At 71.7% G+C, this 18,071-nt stretch carries 18 protein-coding genes; 12 read left to right on the top strand and 6 right to left on the bottom strand.

Translation table 11 applies throughout. From position 1 onward, the window contains the following. Nucleotides 1-43 precede the first annotated feature (43 nt). Nucleotides 44-1,471 (top strand): HNH endonuclease signature motif containing protein, encoded by a 1,428-nt coding sequence (locus IR212_RS15675; RefSeq protein ID WP_194396785.1) that lies wholly within the window; start codon nucleotides 44-46, stop codon nucleotides 1,469-1,471. A 44-nt stretch (nucleotides 1,472-1,515) separates the two neighbouring features. Here the strand turns inward: IR212_RS15675 and IR212_RS15670 are convergent, their stop codons facing one another. Further along, a complete protein-coding gene (locus IR212_RS15670) occupies nucleotides 1,516-3,126 on the bottom strand; it encodes a peptide MFS transporter (protein WP_194396784.1) in 1,611 nt (536 codons plus the stop codon). A gap of 233 nt (nucleotides 3,127-3,359) precedes the next feature. After that, nucleotides 3,360-4,760 (bottom strand): MFS transporter, encoded by a 1,401-nt coding sequence (locus IR212_RS15665; protein ID WP_194396783.1) that lies wholly within the window; start codon nucleotides 4,758-4,760, stop codon nucleotides 3,360-3,362. A 97-nt stretch (nucleotides 4,761-4,857) separates the two neighbouring features. Between IR212_RS15665 and IR212_RS15660 the strand changes: the two genes are divergently transcribed. Continuing rightward, on the top strand, nucleotides 4,858-5,571 hold the full coding sequence (locus IR212_RS15660; RefSeq protein WP_194396782.1) for a GNAT family N-acetyltransferase: 714 nt from the start codon (nucleotides 4,858-4,860) through the stop codon (nucleotides 5,569-5,571). 4 nt (nucleotides 5,572-5,575) lie between these two features. On the opposite strand, the gene IR212_RS15655 is transcribed toward IR212_RS15660, so the two are convergent. Together IR212_RS15655 and IR212_RS15650 are read right to left on the bottom strand one after the other, a co-directional pair. Beyond that, complete coding sequence (locus IR212_RS15655) at nucleotides 5,576-5,773, bottom strand: hypothetical protein (RefSeq protein WP_228479374.1); 198 nt, start codon at nucleotides 5,771-5,773, stop codon at nucleotides 5,576-5,578. 2 nt (nucleotides 5,774-5,775) lie between these two features. Continuing rightward, nucleotides 5,776-6,582, bottom strand: coding sequence for an SDR family oxidoreductase (locus IR212_RS15650; RefSeq protein WP_194396780.1), 807 nt, complete (start codon nucleotides 6,580-6,582; stop codon nucleotides 5,776-5,778). A gap of 183 nt (nucleotides 6,583-6,765) precedes the next feature. Between IR212_RS15650 and IR212_RS15645 the strand changes: the two genes are divergently transcribed. From IR212_RS15645 to IR212_RS15600, 10 genes are all read left to right on the top strand, one after another. Then, a complete protein-coding gene (locus tag IR212_RS15645; RefSeq protein ID WP_194396779.1) occupies nucleotides 6,766-7,692 on the top strand; it encodes a cyclase family protein in 927 nt (308 codons plus the stop codon). An 86-nt stretch (nucleotides 7,693-7,778) separates the two neighbouring features. Continuing rightward, nucleotides 7,779-7,955, top strand: a complete 177-nt coding sequence (locus IR212_RS15640; protein ID WP_194396778.1) for a hypothetical protein — start codon at nucleotides 7,779-7,781, stop codon at nucleotides 7,953-7,955. Between the two features lie 63 nt (nucleotides 7,956-8,018). Then, entirely contained in the window at nucleotides 8,019-9,152 is a 1,134-nt protein-coding gene (gene menC, locus IR212_RS15635; RefSeq protein WP_194396777.1) for an o-succinylbenzoate synthase, read from the top strand. 4 nt (nucleotides 9,153-9,156) lie between these two features. Then, nucleotides 9,157-10,035 carry a hypothetical protein gene (locus tag IR212_RS15630; protein ID WP_194396776.1) on the top strand — a complete coding sequence of 293 codons (879 nt, stop codon included), beginning with the start codon at nucleotides 9,157-9,159 and terminating at the stop codon, nucleotides 10,033-10,035. A 59-nt stretch (nucleotides 10,036-10,094) separates the two neighbouring features. Further along, nucleotides 10,095-11,441: an alpha-hydroxy-acid oxidizing protein gene (locus IR212_RS15625; RefSeq protein WP_194396775.1), complete on the top strand. Its 1,347-nt coding sequence runs from the start codon at nucleotides 10,095-10,097 to the stop codon at nucleotides 11,439-11,441. A 113-nt stretch (nucleotides 11,442-11,554) separates the two neighbouring features. After that, nucleotides 11,555-11,932, top strand: coding sequence for a DUF4870 domain-containing protein (locus IR212_RS15620; protein ID WP_228479373.1), 378 nt, complete (start codon nucleotides 11,555-11,557; stop codon nucleotides 11,930-11,932). A 25-nt stretch (nucleotides 11,933-11,957) separates the two neighbouring features. Further along, on the top strand, nucleotides 11,958-13,793 hold the full coding sequence (locus IR212_RS15615) for a glycoside hydrolase family 15 protein (RefSeq protein ID WP_194396774.1): 1,836 nt from the start codon (nucleotides 11,958-11,960) through the stop codon (nucleotides 13,791-13,793). A gap of 107 nt (nucleotides 13,794-13,900) precedes the next feature. Next, nucleotides 13,901-15,286, top strand: coding sequence for a glycine--tRNA ligase (locus IR212_RS15610; protein WP_194396772.1), 1,386 nt, complete (start codon nucleotides 13,901-13,903; stop codon nucleotides 15,284-15,286). Between the two features lie 172 nt (nucleotides 15,287-15,458). Further along, nucleotides 15,459-16,553: a DUF222 domain-containing protein gene (locus IR212_RS15605; RefSeq protein ID WP_194396771.1), complete on the top strand. Its 1,095-nt coding sequence runs from the start codon at nucleotides 15,459-15,461 to the stop codon at nucleotides 16,551-16,553. 11 nt (nucleotides 16,554-16,564) lie between these two features. Then, complete coding sequence (locus tag IR212_RS15600) at nucleotides 16,565-17,050, top strand: HNH endonuclease signature motif containing protein (protein ID WP_194396770.1); 486 nt, start codon at nucleotides 16,565-16,567, stop codon at nucleotides 17,048-17,050. Between the two features lie 24 nt (nucleotides 17,051-17,074). Here IR212_RS15600 and IR212_RS15595 read toward each other — a convergent pair whose 3' ends face one another. Beyond that, complete coding sequence (locus tag IR212_RS15595) at nucleotides 17,075-17,497, bottom strand: DUF1801 domain-containing protein (protein WP_194396769.1); 423 nt, start codon at nucleotides 17,495-17,497, stop codon at nucleotides 17,075-17,077. Next, the gene (locus IR212_RS15590) at nucleotides 17,497-18,066 is read right to left on the bottom strand and encodes an HhH-GPD-type base excision DNA repair protein (RefSeq protein ID WP_194396767.1); all 570 of its coding nucleotides are present in this window, start codon (nucleotides 18,064-18,066) and stop codon (nucleotides 17,497-17,499) included. Before IR212_RS15590 ends, IR212_RS15595 begins: the two co-directional genes overlap by 1 nt. Nucleotides 18,067-18,071: the final 5 nt, after the last annotated feature.

Here is an 18,071-nt window from a genome sequence, read left to right as displayed (position 1 = left end):
GATCTGGGCTTCGAATGTCGGTGGCCCTCATCAGAATGGGGGCATGACGAACCTCGCCGCCGCCCTCATGGCGCTCGGCGACGCGCTCGCAGAGCGTGTCGCGGCGGGATTCGGCGACGACGGACTGCGGCTGGCAGACGATGACGAGCTGCTGGCGACGCTCGCTGCGGCAGGGCGACTCCGCAGGGGTGCCGAGGCCCTGCTGGCGGAGGCGGTCGCCCAACTCATCGAGCGGGATGAGGAGCGCGCACAGCCTGACCGGCTGACCGCGCGGAACGGATGCCGGAACGCCGGCGAGCTCATCCAGCGGGCGACGCGGGTGTCATCGCGCACCGCTGCCGAGGTGCTCGCGGCGGCGAAGGCGGTGCGACGGCCCACGTCGCTGTCGACCGGCGAGGCGTTGCCGGCCGAGTTCCCGCACCTGCGTCTCGCGCTCGCGGCGGGTGCCGTGGGCATCGACGGCATGGCCACCGTCGTCAGCGCATTCCGCGGGTGCGGTGCGGGTCGTGCCGAGCTGCTGGCGGCAGACGAGGAACTCGCTGCCGCGGCCTGCGGTGAGGGAGCGGATGCGGCGCCGCCGGCCACAGCGGACGACCTTCGCGCGTTCGCGCTCGTGTGGGCGGCCTATCTCGATCAGGACGGCGCCGAGCCGGCCGAGTCGCGCGCCATGCGAAAGCGGGGACTCACGATCGGGCGGCGAGGAGAAGACGGGCTCGTTCCGGTTCGGGGTGGTCTCCTCCCCGAGGTCGCAGCGCAGCTGCAGCTCGGGTTCGACAGTGTGCTGAACCCGAAGGTGGACGACGTGCAGGGGCCGTGCTTCTCAGAGAGCGAGCCGAGCGATTGCGACGACTCGGTAGGGGGCGCGGCGGACCGCCGAACGCCTGCCCAGAAGCGGCACGATGTGCTGGCCGTGCTGCTGACGGCAGCGGTGGCATCCGGTGAACTGCCCATGCTCGGCGGCGCCGCACCGACACTGGTCGTGTCGGTGCGCGAACAAGACCTCGCGTCGGGGCGCGGGTATGCGCACCTCCCCGGTGACGACGAGCCGGTCTCGATCGCCGCGGCCCGGCACATCGCCTGCGCGGGCGCGGTGCAGCGGGTCGTGCTCGGCGCGGCCGGCCGGATCGTGTCGATGCGGACGCTCGATCGAGTCTTCAACCATCACCAGCGCCGGGCCATCACCCTGCGTGACGGCGGATGCCTCATCCCCGGGTGTCAGGTGCCGCCGCAGTGGTGCGAAGTGCATCACGTCGAGGAGCATTCGCGGGGTGGGTCGACGCACACCGACAACGGGGTGCTGCTGTGCTGGTTCCACCATCGCACCATCGACTCCGGCGGGTGGCAGGTGGCGATGGTCGAGGGGGTGCCGTACGTGAGAGGGCCGGCGTGGTGGGACGCCCAGCGGACGTGGCGGCCGGTGACGAGGTCGCCGATCCGACGGCGCGAGCGGATGGCAGTGCGGCAGACGTGACCGCGTCGCGCCCTCGTACCGCGCCGCCTCAGCGCACGCCCGCCTCAGCGCACGCCCCGCATGAGCCGAAGCACGGGCTTCACTGCGGCGAGCAGTGCGAGGCCCAGCACGATGGCGATGCCGCCGAGGATCGTGAAGTAGGGCACCTCGTCCTCGGGGTTGTAGAACTGGGCGAGCCAGCCGGCGATCGCGGTGCCCAGGGCGATGGACAGGAAGTACAGCGCGACCATCTGGGTGTGGAACAGCTCGGGTGCGAGCTTCGTCGTCACCGAGAGCCCGGGCGGCGAGATGAACAGCTCGGCGATGGTGAACACGAACAGGATCAGCACGATCGCCAGCAGCGGCGTCGAGTTCGGCGCGCCGTTCGCCCACGGCAGGAACAGCAGGAACGCCACGCCCATGATCATGGCGCCGAGCGAGAACTTCACCGGCGCCGACGGCGCGTGGTCGCCGAGCTTCGTCCAGATCGCCGCGAACACGCCGGAGAGGATGATGACGAACACCGGGTTGATCGAGTTCACCCACGACACCGGCATCTCCCAGCCGAAGATCGTGCGATCGAGCTGCTTGTCGGAGTAGATCGTCAGCACCGTGAACTGCTGCTGATACAGCGACCAGAACCCGACGTTCACGATGAACAGGGGGATGAACCCGATCACCCGTGACCGATCGTCGCCGGTGATCGCGCGCGAGGTGATGATGACCGAGAAGTACGCCACGGCGGCGACGAGGGTCACGAGGATCACGATGCCCGCGAGGTTGTCGGCCCGGATCACTCCGGTGAGCACGAGCACGACGATGAGCAGCAGCCCCGCGAGGGCGATGCCGATCATCATGCCGCGGCGGTTCGCCGGCAGCGGGTTCGCGACGACGCGCGACGACGCCGGCAGTTGCTTGCGGCCGAACGAGTACTGCGTGAGGCCGATCGCCATGCCGACGGCCGCGGCGCCGAAGCCCCAGTGGAAGCCGACGTTGCTCTGCAGCAGGCCCGTGACGATCGGACCCAGGAACGCGCCCAGGTTGATGCCGAGGTAGAACAGCGAGAAGCCGGCGTCGCGCCGCGGATCCTTCGCGGAGTACAGCGTGCCGACGACTGCGGTCGCGTTGGCCTTGAGGCCGCCCGAGCCCACGGCGACGAGGATCAGCCCGACGCCCAGTCCCCACACACTCGGCAGCAGTGCGAGCGCGATGTGGCCCGCCATGATGACCCACGCGCTGTAGAACAGCACGCGCTCCGACCCGAGCAGCCGGTCCGCGACCCAGGCGCCGAGGATCGTCGAGAGGTACACGGTGCCGCCGTACGCGCCGACGATGCCCGTCGCGGTCGCCTCCGGGATCCCCAGTCCGCCGTCCGCGACGGAGTAGTACATGTAGATGAGCAGGATGCCCTGCATGCCGTAGAAGCTGAACCGCTCCCACATCTCCACGCCGAAGATGTGCGCGAGAGCCCAGGGCTGGCCGAAGAACCGGGTGTCGTGGTCGGCGCCGTCGTCGGCCGTCGTCGCCGTCGCCGCCGAGGCATCCGTCCCGCTCCGCTCTGCCGCCCGCCGCGACGCGGCCGGAGTGTCGCCCGCTGCGGCGGTCGCCCCGTCGGGCGGTCCGACGGGCACCTGCTCCGGTTCGTCTCGGCGGTCACCCGGGCTCTGTCGGTCCATGCGCGCACCCCCGTCACTTCGACAGTGGTCAGGCTAGCGACGGGGTCCGCGTCGCGACAGGGCCCCCGCGGTCGCGGCGTCGCTCCGCCCCGGCTCCGGGCCATGCGTGGTGCATGGTCGATCATTGCGACACGCCGTGAGCGGGGCGATGTCCTCGGCGTGTCGCGCGGCCGGCCCTGCACGGCGCGAGTTGCCGCCGCCCCGATCACCGGACGGACAACCGCGGCGCCTCATCACTCGCGGAGGGACGGATGCCTCTCCTGCGGCGCGTGATGCCGCGGGATGAACAGCGCCACGACGAGGGCGACCACCGCCGCCGCCCCGCCGAGCAGGAAGGAGATCTGGAACGCGACGGGCTGGGGGACCGCAACGCCGTCGACGTCGATCGCGAAGGAGGCCAGCACCGCGCCGATGACGGCCGCGGCGGTGCTGGTGCCGAGCGAGCGGAACAGCGCGTTGAGCCCGTTCGAGGCCCCCGTCTCGGACTGCGGCACGGAGCGCATGATGAGCATCGGCATCGCGGCGTAGCCGAAGCCGATGCCCAGCCCGATGCCGATGTTGGCCACGAGGATCTGCCACACCTCGGTGGCGAACAGCAGCGTGAAGCCGTAGGTGACGACGAGCGCGACGGCTCCGGCCACGAGGAGCAGCTTCGGTCCGACGGTGCGCGCGAGCTGCCCCGAGAACGGCGAGAGCACCATCATCACCAGGCCCGCCGGCATCACGATGAGGCTCGCGGCCACGAGCGACAGGCCGAAGCCCCCGACCGCCGTGGGCAGCTCCAGCATCTGCGGATAGATCACGTTCGACGCGAACAGCGAGAACCCGAACGCGATCGAGGCGAGGTTGGTGAGCAGCACGGGGCGCCGCGCTGCGACGCGGAGGTCGAGCAGCGGCTCGGCGATGCGCAGCTCGTACCAGCCCCACGCGAGCAGCACCACGAACCCGCCGATCCCGAGCGCCAGCACGGCGGGCGACGTCCACCCCCACTCGTTGCCGCGCGAGACCGCCAGCAGCACCCCGAGCAGCCCGACGGCGAGGCCCGCGGTGCCGACGAAGTCGAACCGGCCGCCGGTGCGCAGCGCGCTGACCGGCACGATCCACAGCACGAGGCCGAACACGATCGCGCCGAGCGCCGCCGAGACCCAGAACAGCACGTGCCAGTCGCTGCGCTCGGTGATCAGCGCGCTGATCGGGAGCCCCAGTGCGCCGCCGACGCCGAGCGTCGCGCTGATGAGCGCGATCGCCGAGTCGACGCGGCTCTGGTGCAGCACGTCACGCAGGATCGAGATGCCGAGCGGGACGACGCCGGTGACGGCCCCCTGCAGCGTGCGTCCGATGATCACGCCGATGATGCCGGTGGATGCCGCAGCGATGACCGAGCCCACCACCAGCAGGGCCAGCAGCACGAGCACGATGCGCCGCTTGCCGTACATGTCGCCGAGGCGCCCGGCGATCGGCGTCATCACCGCGGCGGCCAGGAGCGTCGAGGTCACGACCCACGCCGTGTCCTCGCGGCTGGCGTCCAGCAGCTCGGGCAGCTTGGACTGGATCGGCACCACCAGCGTGAACATGAACGACGACGCCAGCCCCGCGATCGCCAGGACCGCGACGATGGCGCCCTGGCGAGGCATCCGGGTGAGTCTTCTTCTGGCGTCCTCGTCACCCGCATGCATCACTTCAGGCTATCGGCGCTCCAACCCCGGGGCTCCGCGGGTGCAGACTGAGGGCATGGCTCCCACCGTGCCGCCGCCGGGCATCGACATCATCCCGCTCGACACCGTCGAGAAGGTGCACCTCGCCGCGCGGGTGCTCGCCGAGGTGTGGGGCGGAGATCCGGGCGGCATGCCGGCCAACCTCCTCCGCGCCCTGGCGCACTCCGGCAACTACGCGGTCGGCGTGTACGACGGGGAGGAGATGGTGGGGGCATCCGTCGCCTTCTTCGGCGATCCGTCGTCGCGCTCGATGCACAGCCACATCACCGGTGTGCTCCCGGGCCGGCAGGCTCGCGGCGTCGGCCGCGTTATCAAGCAGCATCAGCGGGACTGGGCGCTCTCGCGGGGCGTGGGCCACATCACCTGGACCTTCGACCCGCTGGTCGCCCGCAACGCCCACTTCAACCTGCGGGTGCTCGGCACGCGCGCGACCGAGTACCTGGTGAACCACTACGGGCCCATGGACGACGGCGTCAACCGCGGCGACGAGACCGACCGGATCATGGTCTCGTGGGCCCTCGCGGCGCCGCCGGTGCCGACTCCCGGCGACGAGCGGGTGGTCGCGTCGGTCGAGATCCCGCGCGACATCGAGGCGATGCGGCGCGAGGCGCCGACGGATGCCGCCACCTGGCGCCTGCGCGTACGCGAGCAGCTCACCGGGCACCTGGCCGACGGGCTCGTCATCGGCGGCTTCGACGACGCGCGCGGGTATCTGCTCGTCCGCCGCTGAATCCCTACTCGCCTGGATCCTTGGTCGGGTCGCCCGGTCGCACGTCGGCGTCGTCGCGGATGTCGATGCGCGTGACGCCGTCGCGGTGGGTCACGTCGATGCGGGGATCCGCGTCGGACGCGACCGCGTTCGGCGCCGACGTCAGCTGATCGCGCCGCTTCTCCTCGTCGTTCATGCCGGTGCCGTCGATGTCGTCGCGCATGCTCATCCCTTCCGCCACTCGTCGCTGGTGAGGTGCGAGCCGGCCTGCGGCCCCATCTGCAGCATCCCGCCGTCGACGGTCCAGCTCGCGCCGGTGACGTAGCTCGCCGCGGGCGACGCGAGGAACGCGACGACCGCCGCGATCTCGTCGGGCTTCCCCGGGCGCCCGAGCGGGATGCCGGGACGGTGCGTGCGCTCGGCATCCTCGGGGTCCTGGTCGGTGAGCGGCGTCGCGATCTCGCCCGGTGCGACGGCGTTCGCGGTGATCGCGTGCTCGGCGAGCTCCTGCGCCATGGTCTTGATGAGTCCGCCCAGGCCGTGCTTGGCCGCGACGTAGGCCGCCGAGCCGACGCGCGGCTGGGTCTCGTGCACGCTGGTGATCGCGATGAGGCGTCCGCCCTGCCCCGCCCGCACCATGTGCCGGGCGGCCGCCTGCAGCGCGGCGAACGCGCCGTCGAGGTTGAGGGCGACGACCTGGCGCCAGTCATCGACCGACACCTCGAGGAACGGCCCGCCCGCGCCGCCGCCGGCATTGTTGACGAACACGTCGAGCCCGCCCAGACGGTCGACGAGGCCGTCGATCGTCACGCCGACGGCGTCGAGGTCGGTGGCGTCGAACTGCACCGACTCGGCGTTCCGGCCGCGCTCGCGGACGGCGGCGGCCGTGAGCTGCGCGCCCTCCTCGTCGCTGTGCCAGGTGATGCCGACGTCGCAGCCGGCCTCGGCGAGGGCGATGGCGGTCGCCTGCCCGATCCCCGAGTCCGAGGCGGTGACGATCGCACGGCGTGGGGTGAAGTCGAAGGTCTGCATGGGCTCGACCGTACGAGCGGGTCCGCCGGCGGTGCACGGGGTTGCGCTCCCGCGGCGGTCCTCGGAGAATGCGAGCGGCGCAGCTCAGGGCATCTGCGGACGAGCGGAGATCGGCAGGAATCATCCTCTGATGCGCAGATCCCCTCTGCTCCGCCGCCGGCCCGCGCCCTTAGGTTGGCCCGCATGCCCGCCACCTCCCCGCAGTACCGCGCGCACTTCGACTTTGACATCCGCTTCGCCAACGGGGGTGGTCTGTCCGGCACCGGCTTCCGCCTCGATCTGCCGTCGGCGGATGCCGCGTCCGACGAGATCGCCCGCCTGCTGGTCACCCACCTCGGCCTCGCGCTCGTCGACGAGGTCGAGCTGCGGGGGCTGCGGATCGTCGAGGAGCCCCATCGCGGCAGCCGCGGCGTCGACGTGCCCGAGGCCCCCCGCGCTGCGCGCGTCGTCGACCTCAGCCACCCGATCCGCGCGGGTCTCGTGACCTATCCGGGGCTGCCGGCGCCGACCATCACGCCGCACCTGACGCGCGAGGACTCCCGCGCACGGTATGCGCCGGGAACCGAGTTCGCGATGGACGTCATCACGATGATCGGCAACACCGGCACGTACCTCGACTCGCCGTTCCACCGCTACGCCGAGGGTGCCGATCTCGCCGGCCTCGACCTGTCGACGCTGGTGGGCCTGCGGGCCGAGGTGTTCCACCTGGAGGACGCGTGGGATGCCTCGCGCCGAGGCATCCGCTCCACCACCCTCGCCGATCGCGACGTGCGCGGCGCGGCGGTGCTGCTGCACACGGGCTGGGACCGCTGGTTCGGCCGCCCGGAGTACGGCCGCGGCGCCCCGTTCCTCTCGGGCGAAGCCGCGCAGTGGCTCATCGACGCGGGCGCGGCGCTGGTGGGCATCGACTCGGTGAACATCGACGACACCGAGTCCGGCGGTGAGCGGCCGGCGCACTCGCTGCTGCTGGGCGCCGGGGTGCACGTCGTCGAGCACCTGACCAACCTCGGCTCGCTGCCGCCGCAAGGCGCGCGCTTCACCGCGGCGCCGCCGGCCGTCGAGGGGTTCGGCACCTTCCCGGTGCGCGCCTTCGCCGAGCTGCCGGGCTGAGCGCAGAACCGCGGAGTCGCCTCTCACCCCGCGTGTATCACCGCGACCGCACGCCACTCCTCCCCTTCGAACGAGGAGAGGAAGCCATGCGCGAGCACATCGAGACGCTGATCGTCGCCCTGACGGGCACCATGCACCGCGAGGCGCAGTCACCCACGGCGGCCCGCGCGCCGCGCATGCCGCGCCGCCGTCGCCCGCGCGTCGCGCGCTCGACGTACGTGCCGGTGCAGCGCGACACCGCCGCCCACCGCTTCGCGCACTGACCACGAGCGCCGCCCGCGGCCCTCCGACGCGGCCCCCGCATCGCCCGGGCGTACGCTGAGCGCATGCCCATCGCCACGCCCGCGGCGCCCGTCGCCCTGGAAGGCCTCGAGCTGCGCGTGCTGCGCGTGCCGCTGGTCGCTCCGTTCACGACGTCGTTCGGCACCGAGACGGTGCGCGAGGTCATCGTCGTCCGCGCGCTGACCTCCGACGGCGAGGGCTGGGGCGAGATCGTCACGCAGTCCGACCCGCTGTACTCCAGCGAGTACACGCACGGCGCGTGGGACGTGTCGCTGCGCTTCCTGGTGCCGGCCCTGCTCGACCGGCACCGCCTGGCACCGCACGAGGTCGCCGGCATCCTCGAGCCCTTCAAGGGCCACCGCATGGCCAAGGCCGGACTCGAACTCGCCGTCGTCGACGCCGCGCTGCGCGCCGAGGGCCGCAGCTTCGCCGAGTACGTCGGCGCGACGCGGGACCGGGTGCCGAGCGGGGTGTCGGTCGGCATCCAGCGCGACCCCGCCGCGCTCGTCGAGACGGTGCGGGGCTACCTCGACGAGGGGTACGTCCGCATCAAGATCAAGATCAAGCCCGGCCGCGACGTGGGCGACACGGCCGCGGTGCGCGATGCGTTCGGCGGCATCCCCCTGCAGGTCGACGCCAACTCGGCCTACACGATGGCGGATGCCGCGACCCTCGCCGAGCTCGACCGCTTCGACCTGCTCCTGATCGAGCAGCCGCTGCAGGAGGACGACCTCGTCGACCACGCCGAGCTCGCTCGGCGCCTGCGCACGCCGGTGTGCCTGGACGAGTCGATCGTCTCGGACAAGGCCGCCGCCGACGCGCTCGCGCTCGGCTCGGCAGCCGTGATCAACATCAAGGCCGGCCGTGTCGGCGGCTATCTCGAGGCCGTGCGCATCCACGACCGGTGCGTCGCGGCGGGCATCCCGGTGTGGTGCGGGGGCATGCTGGAGACCGGCATCGGCCGGGCCGCCAACGCCGCGCTCGCCGCGCTCCCCGGCTTCACCCTCCCCGGCGATGTGTCCGGGTCCGACCGGTTCTACCGGCGCGACATCGTGACCGAGCCGGCGGTGCTCGAGGACGGGCACGTGCGGGTGCCCACCGGCCACGGACTCGGGGTCGCGATCGACCCGGTCGCCCTCGACGACTTCACCGTCGCGCGCGAGACGCTGACCCGGTGACGCGATGCGATCCGCCCGTCGCGTCCGCCGTGTCGGCGTCGTCACGGCTTCGGCGGTCGCTCTCGCGCTGAGCGGCTGCGCGGCCGCTCTGGAACCGTCCGGCCCGGCTCCGACAGCGGAGGTCGCCGTCGAGCTGCACCAGCTGCGCTCGGACGTCGCGCTGCGCCAGGCGCAGGTGCGGGTGCGCAACACCTCCGCGGAGGCGATCACCCTGGGCGCCGTGCGCGTCGAGGATCCGAGGTTCACCGGGGCCGGCACCCGCGTCGTCGAGGGCCGCACCAGCGCCCTCCCGGCGGGCGGCGTCGCCGACATCCGCGTGCAGCTCCCTCCCGTCGAGTGCTCGGTGCCCGCAGACGGCGAGGCCGAGGCCGTGCTCGAGATCCTCGCCGACGACGGCAGCACCGAGGCGACGGCATCCGCTCCCGATCCGCTCGGGTTCGTGGCCGCGCTGCACGCGCGCGAGTGCCTGCTGGAGCGGGTGACGGATGCCGCGTCCCTCGCGTTCACCGGATTCTCGCCGTCGCCGCCCGGTGAGCCCGCCGCCCTCGAGCTCGCCGTCACCCCCACCGGTGGCGCCGCGGCGACCCTGGTCGGCGTGGAGCGCACGAACCTGCTGACCTTCGCCGGACTGCCTCCGGGCGCCGACCTGTATCCGCTTGATCTCGAGGTCCCAGCGACCGCCGCCGCGTCCCGGCTCCTCACCCTGCCCCTGGTGCCCACCCGCTGCGACCCGCACGCCGTGCTGGAAGACAAGCGCGGCACGATCTTCGGCGTGCGCGTCGAGGTCGACGGCGAACCCGGTGAGGTCGAGCTCTTCGTGGGGGACGACCTGCGCGGCCGGATCCTGTCGTGGGTCGCCGCCTGGTGCGGCTTCGCGGGCTGAACCGGCGACGTGAGCGGTCGCCGGGGCACACCGCATCGGCGCCTGAATAGGCTGTCGGCATGGCTCAGAGCAGTGCCGCTCCCGTCGACGACCCGGCCGCCTTCGCGCGGGGGATCTCGCGCCGGACGCAATCCGACATCTACCGGGCCGGCATCAGCGGCACACGGCCGCGGGTGCCCGTCGACGCGGGCGCCCTCGAAGCCGCGGCACGCCGCGCCCTCAGCGCCGAGGCGTTCGCGTACATCGCCGGGGGAGCCGGTGCCGAGCGCACCGTGGCCGCCAACCGCGCCGCGTTCGGCCGCTGGCAGGTGTGGCCCCGGCCGCTGCGCGACGTGTCGTCACGAGATCTGTCGATCGACTTCCTGGGCACGCGCCGCCCCACACCCCTGCTTCTCGCGCCGCTCGGGGTCATGGAGCTCGCGCACGCCGACGCCGACCTCGCGGTGGCGCGGGCGGCGGCCTCCCTCGGCGTGCCGTACACCATCTCGAACCAGGCGTCCGTCCCGATGGAGGAGGTGACGGATGCCGCCCCCGCCGCATCGCGGATGTTCCAGCTCTACTGGTCGGCGTCCGACGAGCTCAACGCCTCGCTGCTGCGCCGGGCGGAGGCATCCGGCTGCGAAGCGATCGTCGTCACGCTCGACACGCACCTGCTGGGCTGGCGCACCCGCGACCTCGACCTCGCCTACCTGCCCTTCACGCGCGCGATGGGCATCGCGCAGTACACCGGCGATCCCGTGTTCCAGCAGCTGGTGCGCGAGCGTGCGCGGGCGGCAGCCGCTGCGCCTGCCGACCCACCGGCGCCGGCCGTGCGCGTGACGCCGAAGGCGGTCGCGGCGGGCGTGCGGATCGCTCGCAGAGGCTCCGCCCTCACCGGCTCCCGGAGCGTGCGCGACAACCTGCGCTCGCCGCTGCCACGTGCCGCCGTCGAGACCTTCCTCGAGGTGTTCTCCACGCCGGCGCTCACGTGGGGCGACCTCGCGAAGGCCCGCGAGTGGACCTCGCTGCCGATCATCCTCAAGGGCATCGTGCACCCCGACGACGCCCTCCGCGCGCTCGATGCCGGCGTCGACGGCATCTGGGTCTCCAACCACGGCGGGCGCCAGATCGATCAGTCCGTGCCGACGCTGGAGGTGCTGCCCGCGATCGCCGAGCGTGTGGCGGGCCGGGTGCCCCTCGTGTTCGACTCCGGTGTGCGCCAGGGCTCCGATGCCTTCATCGCGCTGGCGCTGGGCGCCACCGCCGTCGCGATCGGGCGACCGTACGCGTACGGCCTGGCCGTCGCCGGCGAGGCCGGCGTCCGCGAGGCGGTGCGCAACCTGCTCGCTGAGCTCGACATCACGCTGGGGCTGTCCGGGCACATGTCGATCGCCGAGCTCGGGCCCGACGCGCTGCGGCCGGCCTGACGCGGACGCGCCCGGCGTGGGCGGCCCGATGCGCTTCGTCGGCGGGGTCGCCCCCGTGAAGACGGGGGACAACCCCCTCTCGGCCGCAGCGGCGGCGCCACTAGGCTGGCGCCATGACGACGCCTCCGCCGCAGTACCCGTACGGCGCTGCAGCCCCGCCCCAGCCGATGACCCCCGCCGATGAGAAGCTGTGGGCCACCCTCGTGCACCTCGGTGGCCTGTTCTTCGGCTTCCTTGCGCCGCTCGTGGGCTACCTCGTGCTGAAGGACCGCGGCCCCTTCGTCCGTGCCCACACCGCGACGGCGCTGAACTTCCAGCTCACACTGCTCATCGCGTACGTCGTGGGCACGGTGCTGACATTCCTCATCATCGGCATCTTCATCCTCATCGCCGCGTACATCCTGAACATCGTCCTGTGCATCGTCGCGGCGGTGAAGGCGAACCGGGGGGAGTGGTACACGTACCCGCTCACCATCAGGTTCCTGAGCTGACCCAGGTGGGACGGGCGGCGGGCCGATGGGCGATTACCCCGACATCTCGAACCATGGAGTGATCGGCGACCTGCAGACCGCGGCGCTCATCGACACCGAGGGCACGATCGACTGGTTCTGCGCCCCGCGGTTCGACTCGCCGAGCATCTTCGGCTCGCTGCTGGACGCCCAGCGCGGCGGGTTCTGCCGCGTGCGCCCCGACACCGACGACTACGTGACGCGGCAGCTGTACCTGCCCGACACCGCGATCCTCCTCACGCGCTACATGACCGAGGCGGGGGTCGGCGAGGTCATCGACTTCATGCCGATCGCCGGCCATGAGCCCACCGACCGACACCGGATCGCGCGGCTGATCCGCGTCGTCCGCGGCTCGATGGCGTTCGTCGGCGACATCCGGCCGGCGTTCGAGTACGGCACCGCCGAACACACCGGGATCGAGCCGGCGCCCGGCGACGGCGTCGTCTTCACCGGCGGCGGGCAGTCCCTGACCGTGCACCGGGTCGGCGACATCGTGCGCCGCGGCGATGGGCAGGCCGGGACCATCGAGCTCGTCGAGGGCGGCCTGCGGGTGCGCGGCATGCTCCACGCCGGTGAGCGCACCGGCGTGCTGCTCGAGACGGGAGGCGCGGCGCCCACCCGCGTCCCGGTCGAAGAGCTCGAGGCGATGCTGCTGGACACCCAGCGGTACTGGCGCGACTGGGTGGCCCGGTCGACGTACCGCGGGCGCTGGCGCGAGATGGTGCACCGTTCCGCCATCACACTGAAGCTCCTCACCTACGCGCCCACCGGAGCCCTGGTCGCGGCGCCGACGGCGGGCCTGCCGGAACAGGTCGGCGGCGAGCGCAACTGGGACTACCGCTACACCTGGATCCGCGACGCCTCCTTCTCGGTGCACGCCCTGCTCGGGCTCGGCTACGCCGAAGAGGCCGAGGCGTTCGGGCAGTGGCTCCTCGCCCGCGTGCAGGAGAGCGCCGGCGACGAGTCGGGGCCGCTGAAGATCATGTACCGCGTCGACGGATCGTCCGACCTCGCCGAGACGACGCTGCCCTCCTGGAGCGGCTATCGCGACTCCTCGCCGGTCCGCATCGGAAACGGCGCCGCCGACCAGCTGCAGCTGGACATCTACGGCGAGGCGATGGACTCGATCCAGCGCGCCGTCGACCAGGGCTTCCAGCTCAGCCACGTGGGCTGGACGGAGGTGAGCCGCATGCTCGACTGGGTCTGCGACCACTGGGACACCCCCGAGGAGGGGGTGTGGGAGACGCGGGGCGGCCGCCAGAAGTTCACGTTCGGCCGCTTCATGTGCTGGACGGCCCTGGACCGCGGCATCCGTCTCGCCGAATCCGGCGGCCGGCCGGCCGACGTCGCCCGCTGGCGGCACGAGCGCGACGAGATCTACCGCCGGCTGATGACGACGTCGTGGGATGCCGAGCGCGGCGCGTTCGTACAGCACGACGGCAGCACCGTGCTCGACGCCGCGAACCTCGTGATGCCCGCCATGGGCGTCATCTCGCCGCGCGATCCGATGTGGCTCTCGACGCTGCGGGCGATGGAGCAGGAGCTGGTGTCGGACAGCCTGGTCTACCGCTACAACCCGGCCGCGTCGCCCGACGGGCTGCGCGGCTCGGAGGGCACCTTCACCCTCTGCTCGTTCTGGTACGTCGACGCGCTCGCGCGCACCGGCCGCACGGAAGAGGCGCAGCTCACCTTCGAGAAGATGCTGACCTACGCCAACCACCTCGGGCTCTACGCGGAGGAGATCGGGCTGACCGGCGAGCAGCTCGGCAATTTCCCCCAGGCCTTCAGCCACCTCTCTCTCATCAACGCGGCCGTGAACCTGGATCGTCTGCTCGATCACTAGAATCGTCGGATGGCCGTCGAACGCGGCCGCCGGATCGAGTGCTCGCTCTGCGAGCGTATCGAGATCATCCGCGCCCTCGCGCATCCCACCCGACCATTGGAGCCACCATGGCCGAGCAGTCTCGCCTCGACAAAGTCATCAGCCTCGCCCGCCATCGCGGGTTCGTGTTCCAGGCAGGTGAGATCTACGGCGGATCCCGCTCGGCGTGGGACTACGGCCCCCTCGGCACGGAGCTGAAGGAGAACATCCGCCGCCAGTGGTGGCAGACCTTCGTGCGCGGCCGCGGCGACATGGTGGGCCTGGACTCGTCGATCATCCTGCCCAAGCGCGTGTGGGAGGCATCCGGTCACGTCGCCACCTTCACCGACCCGCTCGTGGAGTGCCTGCAGTGCCACAAGCGCTTCCGTGCCGACAACCTCCTCGAGGACTTCGAGGCGCGCAAGGGCCGCAAGGCCGAGAACGGCCTCGCCGACGTGCCGTGCCCGAACTGCGGCACCAAAGGCCAGTACACCGAGCCGAAGGCGTTCTCGGGCCTGGTGAAGACGTACCTCGGCGTGGTGGACGACGAGTCGGGCCTGCACTACCTGCGCCCCGAGACCGCGCAGGGCATCTTCGTGAACTTCTCGAACGTGCTCACCGCGAGCCGCAAGAAGCCGCCCTTCGGCATCGGCCAGGTCGGCAAGGCGTTCCGCAACGAGATCACGCCCGGCAACTTCATCTTCCGCACCCGCGAGTTCGAGCAGATGGAGATCGAGTACTTCGTGCCGCCGGCGGACGCGCAGGAGTGGTTCGAGCACTGGGTGGACGAGTGCTGGGACTGGTTCACAGACCTCGGCATCGATCCGGCCAACATGCGCCGCTTCGACGTTCCCGAGGACGAGCGCGCGCACTACTCCGACGGCACGATCGACCTCGAGTACCGCTTCGGCTTCCCGGGCAAGGAGTGGGGCGAGCTGATGGGTGTGGCCAACCGCACCGACTACGACCTCGGCTCGCACTCCGAGGCCTCGGGCCAGTCGCTCACGTACTTCGACCAGGCGTCGGGGGAGAAGTACATCCCCTACGTGATCGAGCCGTCGTTCGGCCTCACCCGCAGCATGATGGCGTTCCTCGTCGACGCGTATCACGAGGAGGAGGCGCCGAACGCCAAGGGCGGCACCGACACCCGCACCGTGCTCAAGCTCGACCCGCGCCTGGCGCCGGTGAAGGTCGCGGTCCTGCCGCTGTCGCGCAACGAGCAGCTCTCGCCGATCGCACGCGAGGTCGCCGAGACGCTACGCGGCCAGTGGAACATCGACTTCGACGACGCCGGCGCCATCGGCCGGCGCTACCGTCGCCAGGACGAGATCGGCACGCCGTTCTGCGTCACGGTCGACTTCGACTCCCTCGACGACCGCGCCGTCACGGTGCGCGACCGCGACACGATGGGGCAGGAGCGCGTTCCGCTGGAGGGCCTGCACGCATACCTCGCGGAGCGTCTCAAGGGCGCCTGAAACCGCCCGACTCGCGCCCGAGGGCGGCCGGGCGAACGCCGTGACCGCGGCCGGCCCGGCTCCTCCCGCCGGCGTGGGCGCTCGAGCTGAGAGGCCCGCGCTGAGCTGACATCGCTCGGCGCAACGCCGCGATACCACGGCCGGCCGTGAGCAAGTCAGCCTTCCGCGATGCTTGCCACATTCGAACAAATGTACTAATATCGAGGTCAGAGATCGGACGCTGCACTCCCCATCGGTCTCGCGCCGCACCGCTGCGGCCCCCCTTTTGAACGGGAGACTGTTGAGCCGCACCATCGATACCGGCGACGCGATCTGGGGCGCTCTCGAGCGCGTCGTGGCTGACGTGAAGGCGACCAGAGCACGGATCGCACGCCTCCAGGCGCACGAGGCGGCACTGCTGGACGACGCCACCGAGATCGTGCGGGCGCGCGAAGAAGAGCGGCGGGCGGGTGGGCGTCGCAGTCCGCACGACCTGCCCCTGCGCGAGGTCACCGCCGAACTGGGTGCCGCGATGCGGCTGAGCGACCGAACGGTCCAGGCCCGGATGTCTGCGGCCAGCGCACTCGTCTCCTCGTTCTCCGAGACGTTCCGGGCGCTCCGCAAGGGCCGCATCGACCTCGCTCACGCGTCCGCCATCACCGACTCCGGTGCGGGGATCGACGACCCGGCGAGCCGGGCCGAGTATGAGCGCATCCTGCTGGAGGCCGCCCGCTTCGAGACCCCGGCCCGTCTGCGCGCGATCGCCCGTGTCGTCGCGGCACGCATCGATCCCGAGATGGCCGCAGAGCTCCAGCGACGTGCGCACGGCACTCGTCGGGTCCGGGTGATCGACCTCGACGACGGCATGGCCCGTTTGCTCGCCGACCTGCCGGCGGTCCTGGCGCACGCCATCCACGACCGCCTGACCGAGATGGCCGAGACCGAGCGCGATGCCGAGAGTGCGCGGTTCTCCGAGTCCGAGAGCTCAGGGGAGGCCGGGCTCTCAGGCCGGACAGCGCGTGGCGTCCAGATCGACAGCTCACCCGGGACCAAAGCCGCTCCGGCCGCAGAGCGACTGGTCGACGGTGCCGAGGAAGCCGATTCTGCAGTGGCGGCGGAGGGGCTGGGCGATCCGCGGCTGTGCACCGGTCCCGGCGCTGAACAGCGGACACTCGACGAGCTCCGAGCAGACATCTTCGCCGACCTCGTCCTGGCGGGCGCGCCGAGCGCGCACGGTGAGGGAGACACGCTCGCCGCGATCCGAGCACAGGTGCAGATCCGGTCCTGACCCTCGCGGGAGTGAGCCAGGAGCCCGCACTCCTCGTCGGCTACGGGCCGATCGACGCCGACACCGCCCGCCGACTGGCAGCCGAGGCGCCCGGGTGGGATCGCGTCATGTACCACCCGCACAGCGGTCTTCCGATGGCGGTCGACCGCTACCGACCGAGCGCAGAACTTCGCCGATTCCTCCGAGCCCGCGACGAACGCTGCCGCTTCCCGGGCTGCATCCGGGCACTCCGACGCCAGGATGTCGACCACACCGTCGACAGAGCCAAGGGCGGTCCGACGTGCGACGGCAATCTCGCGCACTTCTGCCGCCGGCATCACACGCTCAAACACGCGTCGGCGTGGCGGGTCCGGCAGGTCGGCGGCGGCGTCCTCGAGTGGTTCAGTCCCACCGGTCGCCGGTACGCCGATAAACCGCCCTCAGTCGTCCAGTTCGTCCCATCTCGAGGCCTCGCCAGGGCGTCCGCCGCTCCGTACGAGGGTGGCGCGCCGTTCTGACGCGCCCGCCCTCGCGACCGGCGGTCAGTCGAGCACCGTCAACGTCGCGTACTCGACCTCGCCGGCCATGACCCGCCGGTAGTCCTCGGCGACGATGTCACGCAGCACCGCGGCATCCACCGTCTCGAGGTCCTTGATGTAGAGGCACCCGACGCCGGTCTCGTGCGGCCCGAGCTTCGCCAGCCGGTCCGCGTGCGCCGCCGTGCTCAGCAGGTACACGGTCGTGGCCTGGCGCCGCGGTGCGAACCCGGCGATGGGCGAGTCGCCCTCGGTGCCCGTCGGGTAGGTGTAGTGGCAGGCGCCGAAGCCCACGATCGTGCCCCACATCTCGGGCTCGCGGCCGGTCACCTCGCGCATCAGCTCGACCATCGAAGCGGCATCCCGCTGCCGCTTCGCGGGCGTGACGGCGGCGATGAACTCGTCGACGTCGCCTCCGGTCTTCTTCATCAGACTCCTCCTCCGCCGCTCTTCATCGCACGCTTGTGCTCACGCACCTCGGCCAGGGACTCCGGCGAGACGATGTCCGCGACGCTGCGGTGCGACCCCTGCTCGCCGTAGGGCGCGGATGCCTCGCGCCACCCGTCGCCCGAATAGCCGTACTGCTTGCCCAGCAGCGCCAGGAAGATCTTCGCCTTCTGCTCCCCGAAGCCCGGCAGCTTCTTCAGCCGCTTCAGCACGGTCGGGCCGTCGGGGTCATCCCGCCGCCAGATCGCGGCGGCGTCGCCGCCCCACTCCTGCTCGACCGCGGCGCAGAGAGCCTGCACGCGTGCGGCCATCGATCCCGGGAACCGGTGGACGGCCGGAGTCGCCTTGAACAGCTCGGCGAACGCGTCGGGGTCGAAGCTCGCGATGGCGGCGGCGTCGAGGGTGCCCGCACGCTCCGAGATCTTCAGCGGGCCGGCGAACGCGGTCTCCATCGCAACCTGCTGGTCCAGCAGCATGCCGATGAGAAGGGCGAGCGGGTCGTCGGTGAGCAGACGGTCGGCAGCCTCGTCGCCCGTGATGTGGAGCGTCATGGCCC

The organism is Microbacterium atlanticum, from assembly GCF_015277815.1.
Classification (GTDB): Bacteria; Actinomycetota; Actinomycetes; order Actinomycetales; family Microbacteriaceae; genus Microbacterium; species Microbacterium atlanticum.
Note: the sequence above shows the minus strand (reverse complement) of the source record. Positions and strands in the feature narration are given on the sequence as shown.

Coding starts and splice junctions, on each gene's coding strand:
- IR212_RS15595 (WP_194396769.1), bottom strand. CDS start 17,497: ATGAAGAAGACCGGAGGCGACGTCGACGAGTTCATCGCCGCCGTCACG.
- IR212_RS15620 (WP_228479373.1), top strand. CDS start 11,555: ATGACGACGCCTCCGCCGCAGTACCCGTACGGCGCTGCAGCCCCGCCC.
- IR212_RS15670 (WP_194396784.1), bottom strand. CDS start 3,126: ATGGACCGACAGAGCCCGGGTGACCGCCGAGACGAACCGGAGCAGGTG.
- IR212_RS15615 (WP_194396774.1), top strand. CDS start 11,958: ATGGGCGATTACCCCGACATCTCGAACCATGGAGTGATCGGCGACCTG.
- IR212_RS15665 (WP_194396783.1), bottom strand. CDS start 4,760: ATGCCTCGCCAGGGCGCCATCGTCGCGGTCCTGGCGATCGCGGGGCTG.
- IR212_RS15660 (WP_194396782.1), top strand. CDS start 4,858: ATGGCTCCCACCGTGCCGCCGCCGGGCATCGACATCATCCCGCTCGAC.
- menC (WP_194396777.1), top strand. CDS start 8,019: ATGCCCATCGCCACGCCCGCGGCGCCCGTCGCCCTGGAAGGCCTCGAG.
- IR212_RS15640 (WP_194396778.1), top strand. CDS start 7,779: ATGCGCGAGCACATCGAGACGCTGATCGTCGCCCTGACGGGCACCATG.
- IR212_RS15645 (WP_194396779.1), top strand. CDS start 6,766: ATGCCCGCCACCTCCCCGCAGTACCGCGCGCACTTCGACTTTGACATC.
- IR212_RS15625 (WP_194396775.1), top strand. CDS start 10,095: ATGGCTCAGAGCAGTGCCGCTCCCGTCGACGACCCGGCCGCCTTCGCG.
- IR212_RS15675 (WP_194396785.1), top strand. CDS start 44: ATGACGAACCTCGCCGCCGCCCTCATGGCGCTCGGCGACGCGCTCGCA.
- IR212_RS15650 (WP_194396780.1), bottom strand. CDS start 6,582: ATGCAGACCTTCGACTTCACCCCACGCCGTGCGATCGTCACCGCCTCG.
- IR212_RS15655 (WP_228479374.1), bottom strand. CDS start 5,773: ATGCGCGACGACATCGACGGCACCGGCATGAACGACGAGGAGAAGCGG.
- IR212_RS15590 (WP_194396767.1), bottom strand. CDS start 18,066: ATGACGCTCCACATCACGGGCGACGAGGCTGCCGACCGTCTGCTCACC.
- IR212_RS15630 (WP_194396776.1), top strand. CDS start 9,157: ATGCGATCCGCCCGTCGCGTCCGCCGTGTCGGCGTCGTCACGGCTTCG.
- IR212_RS15610 (WP_194396772.1), top strand. CDS start 13,901: ATGGCCGAGCAGTCTCGCCTCGACAAAGTCATCAGCCTCGCCCGCCAT.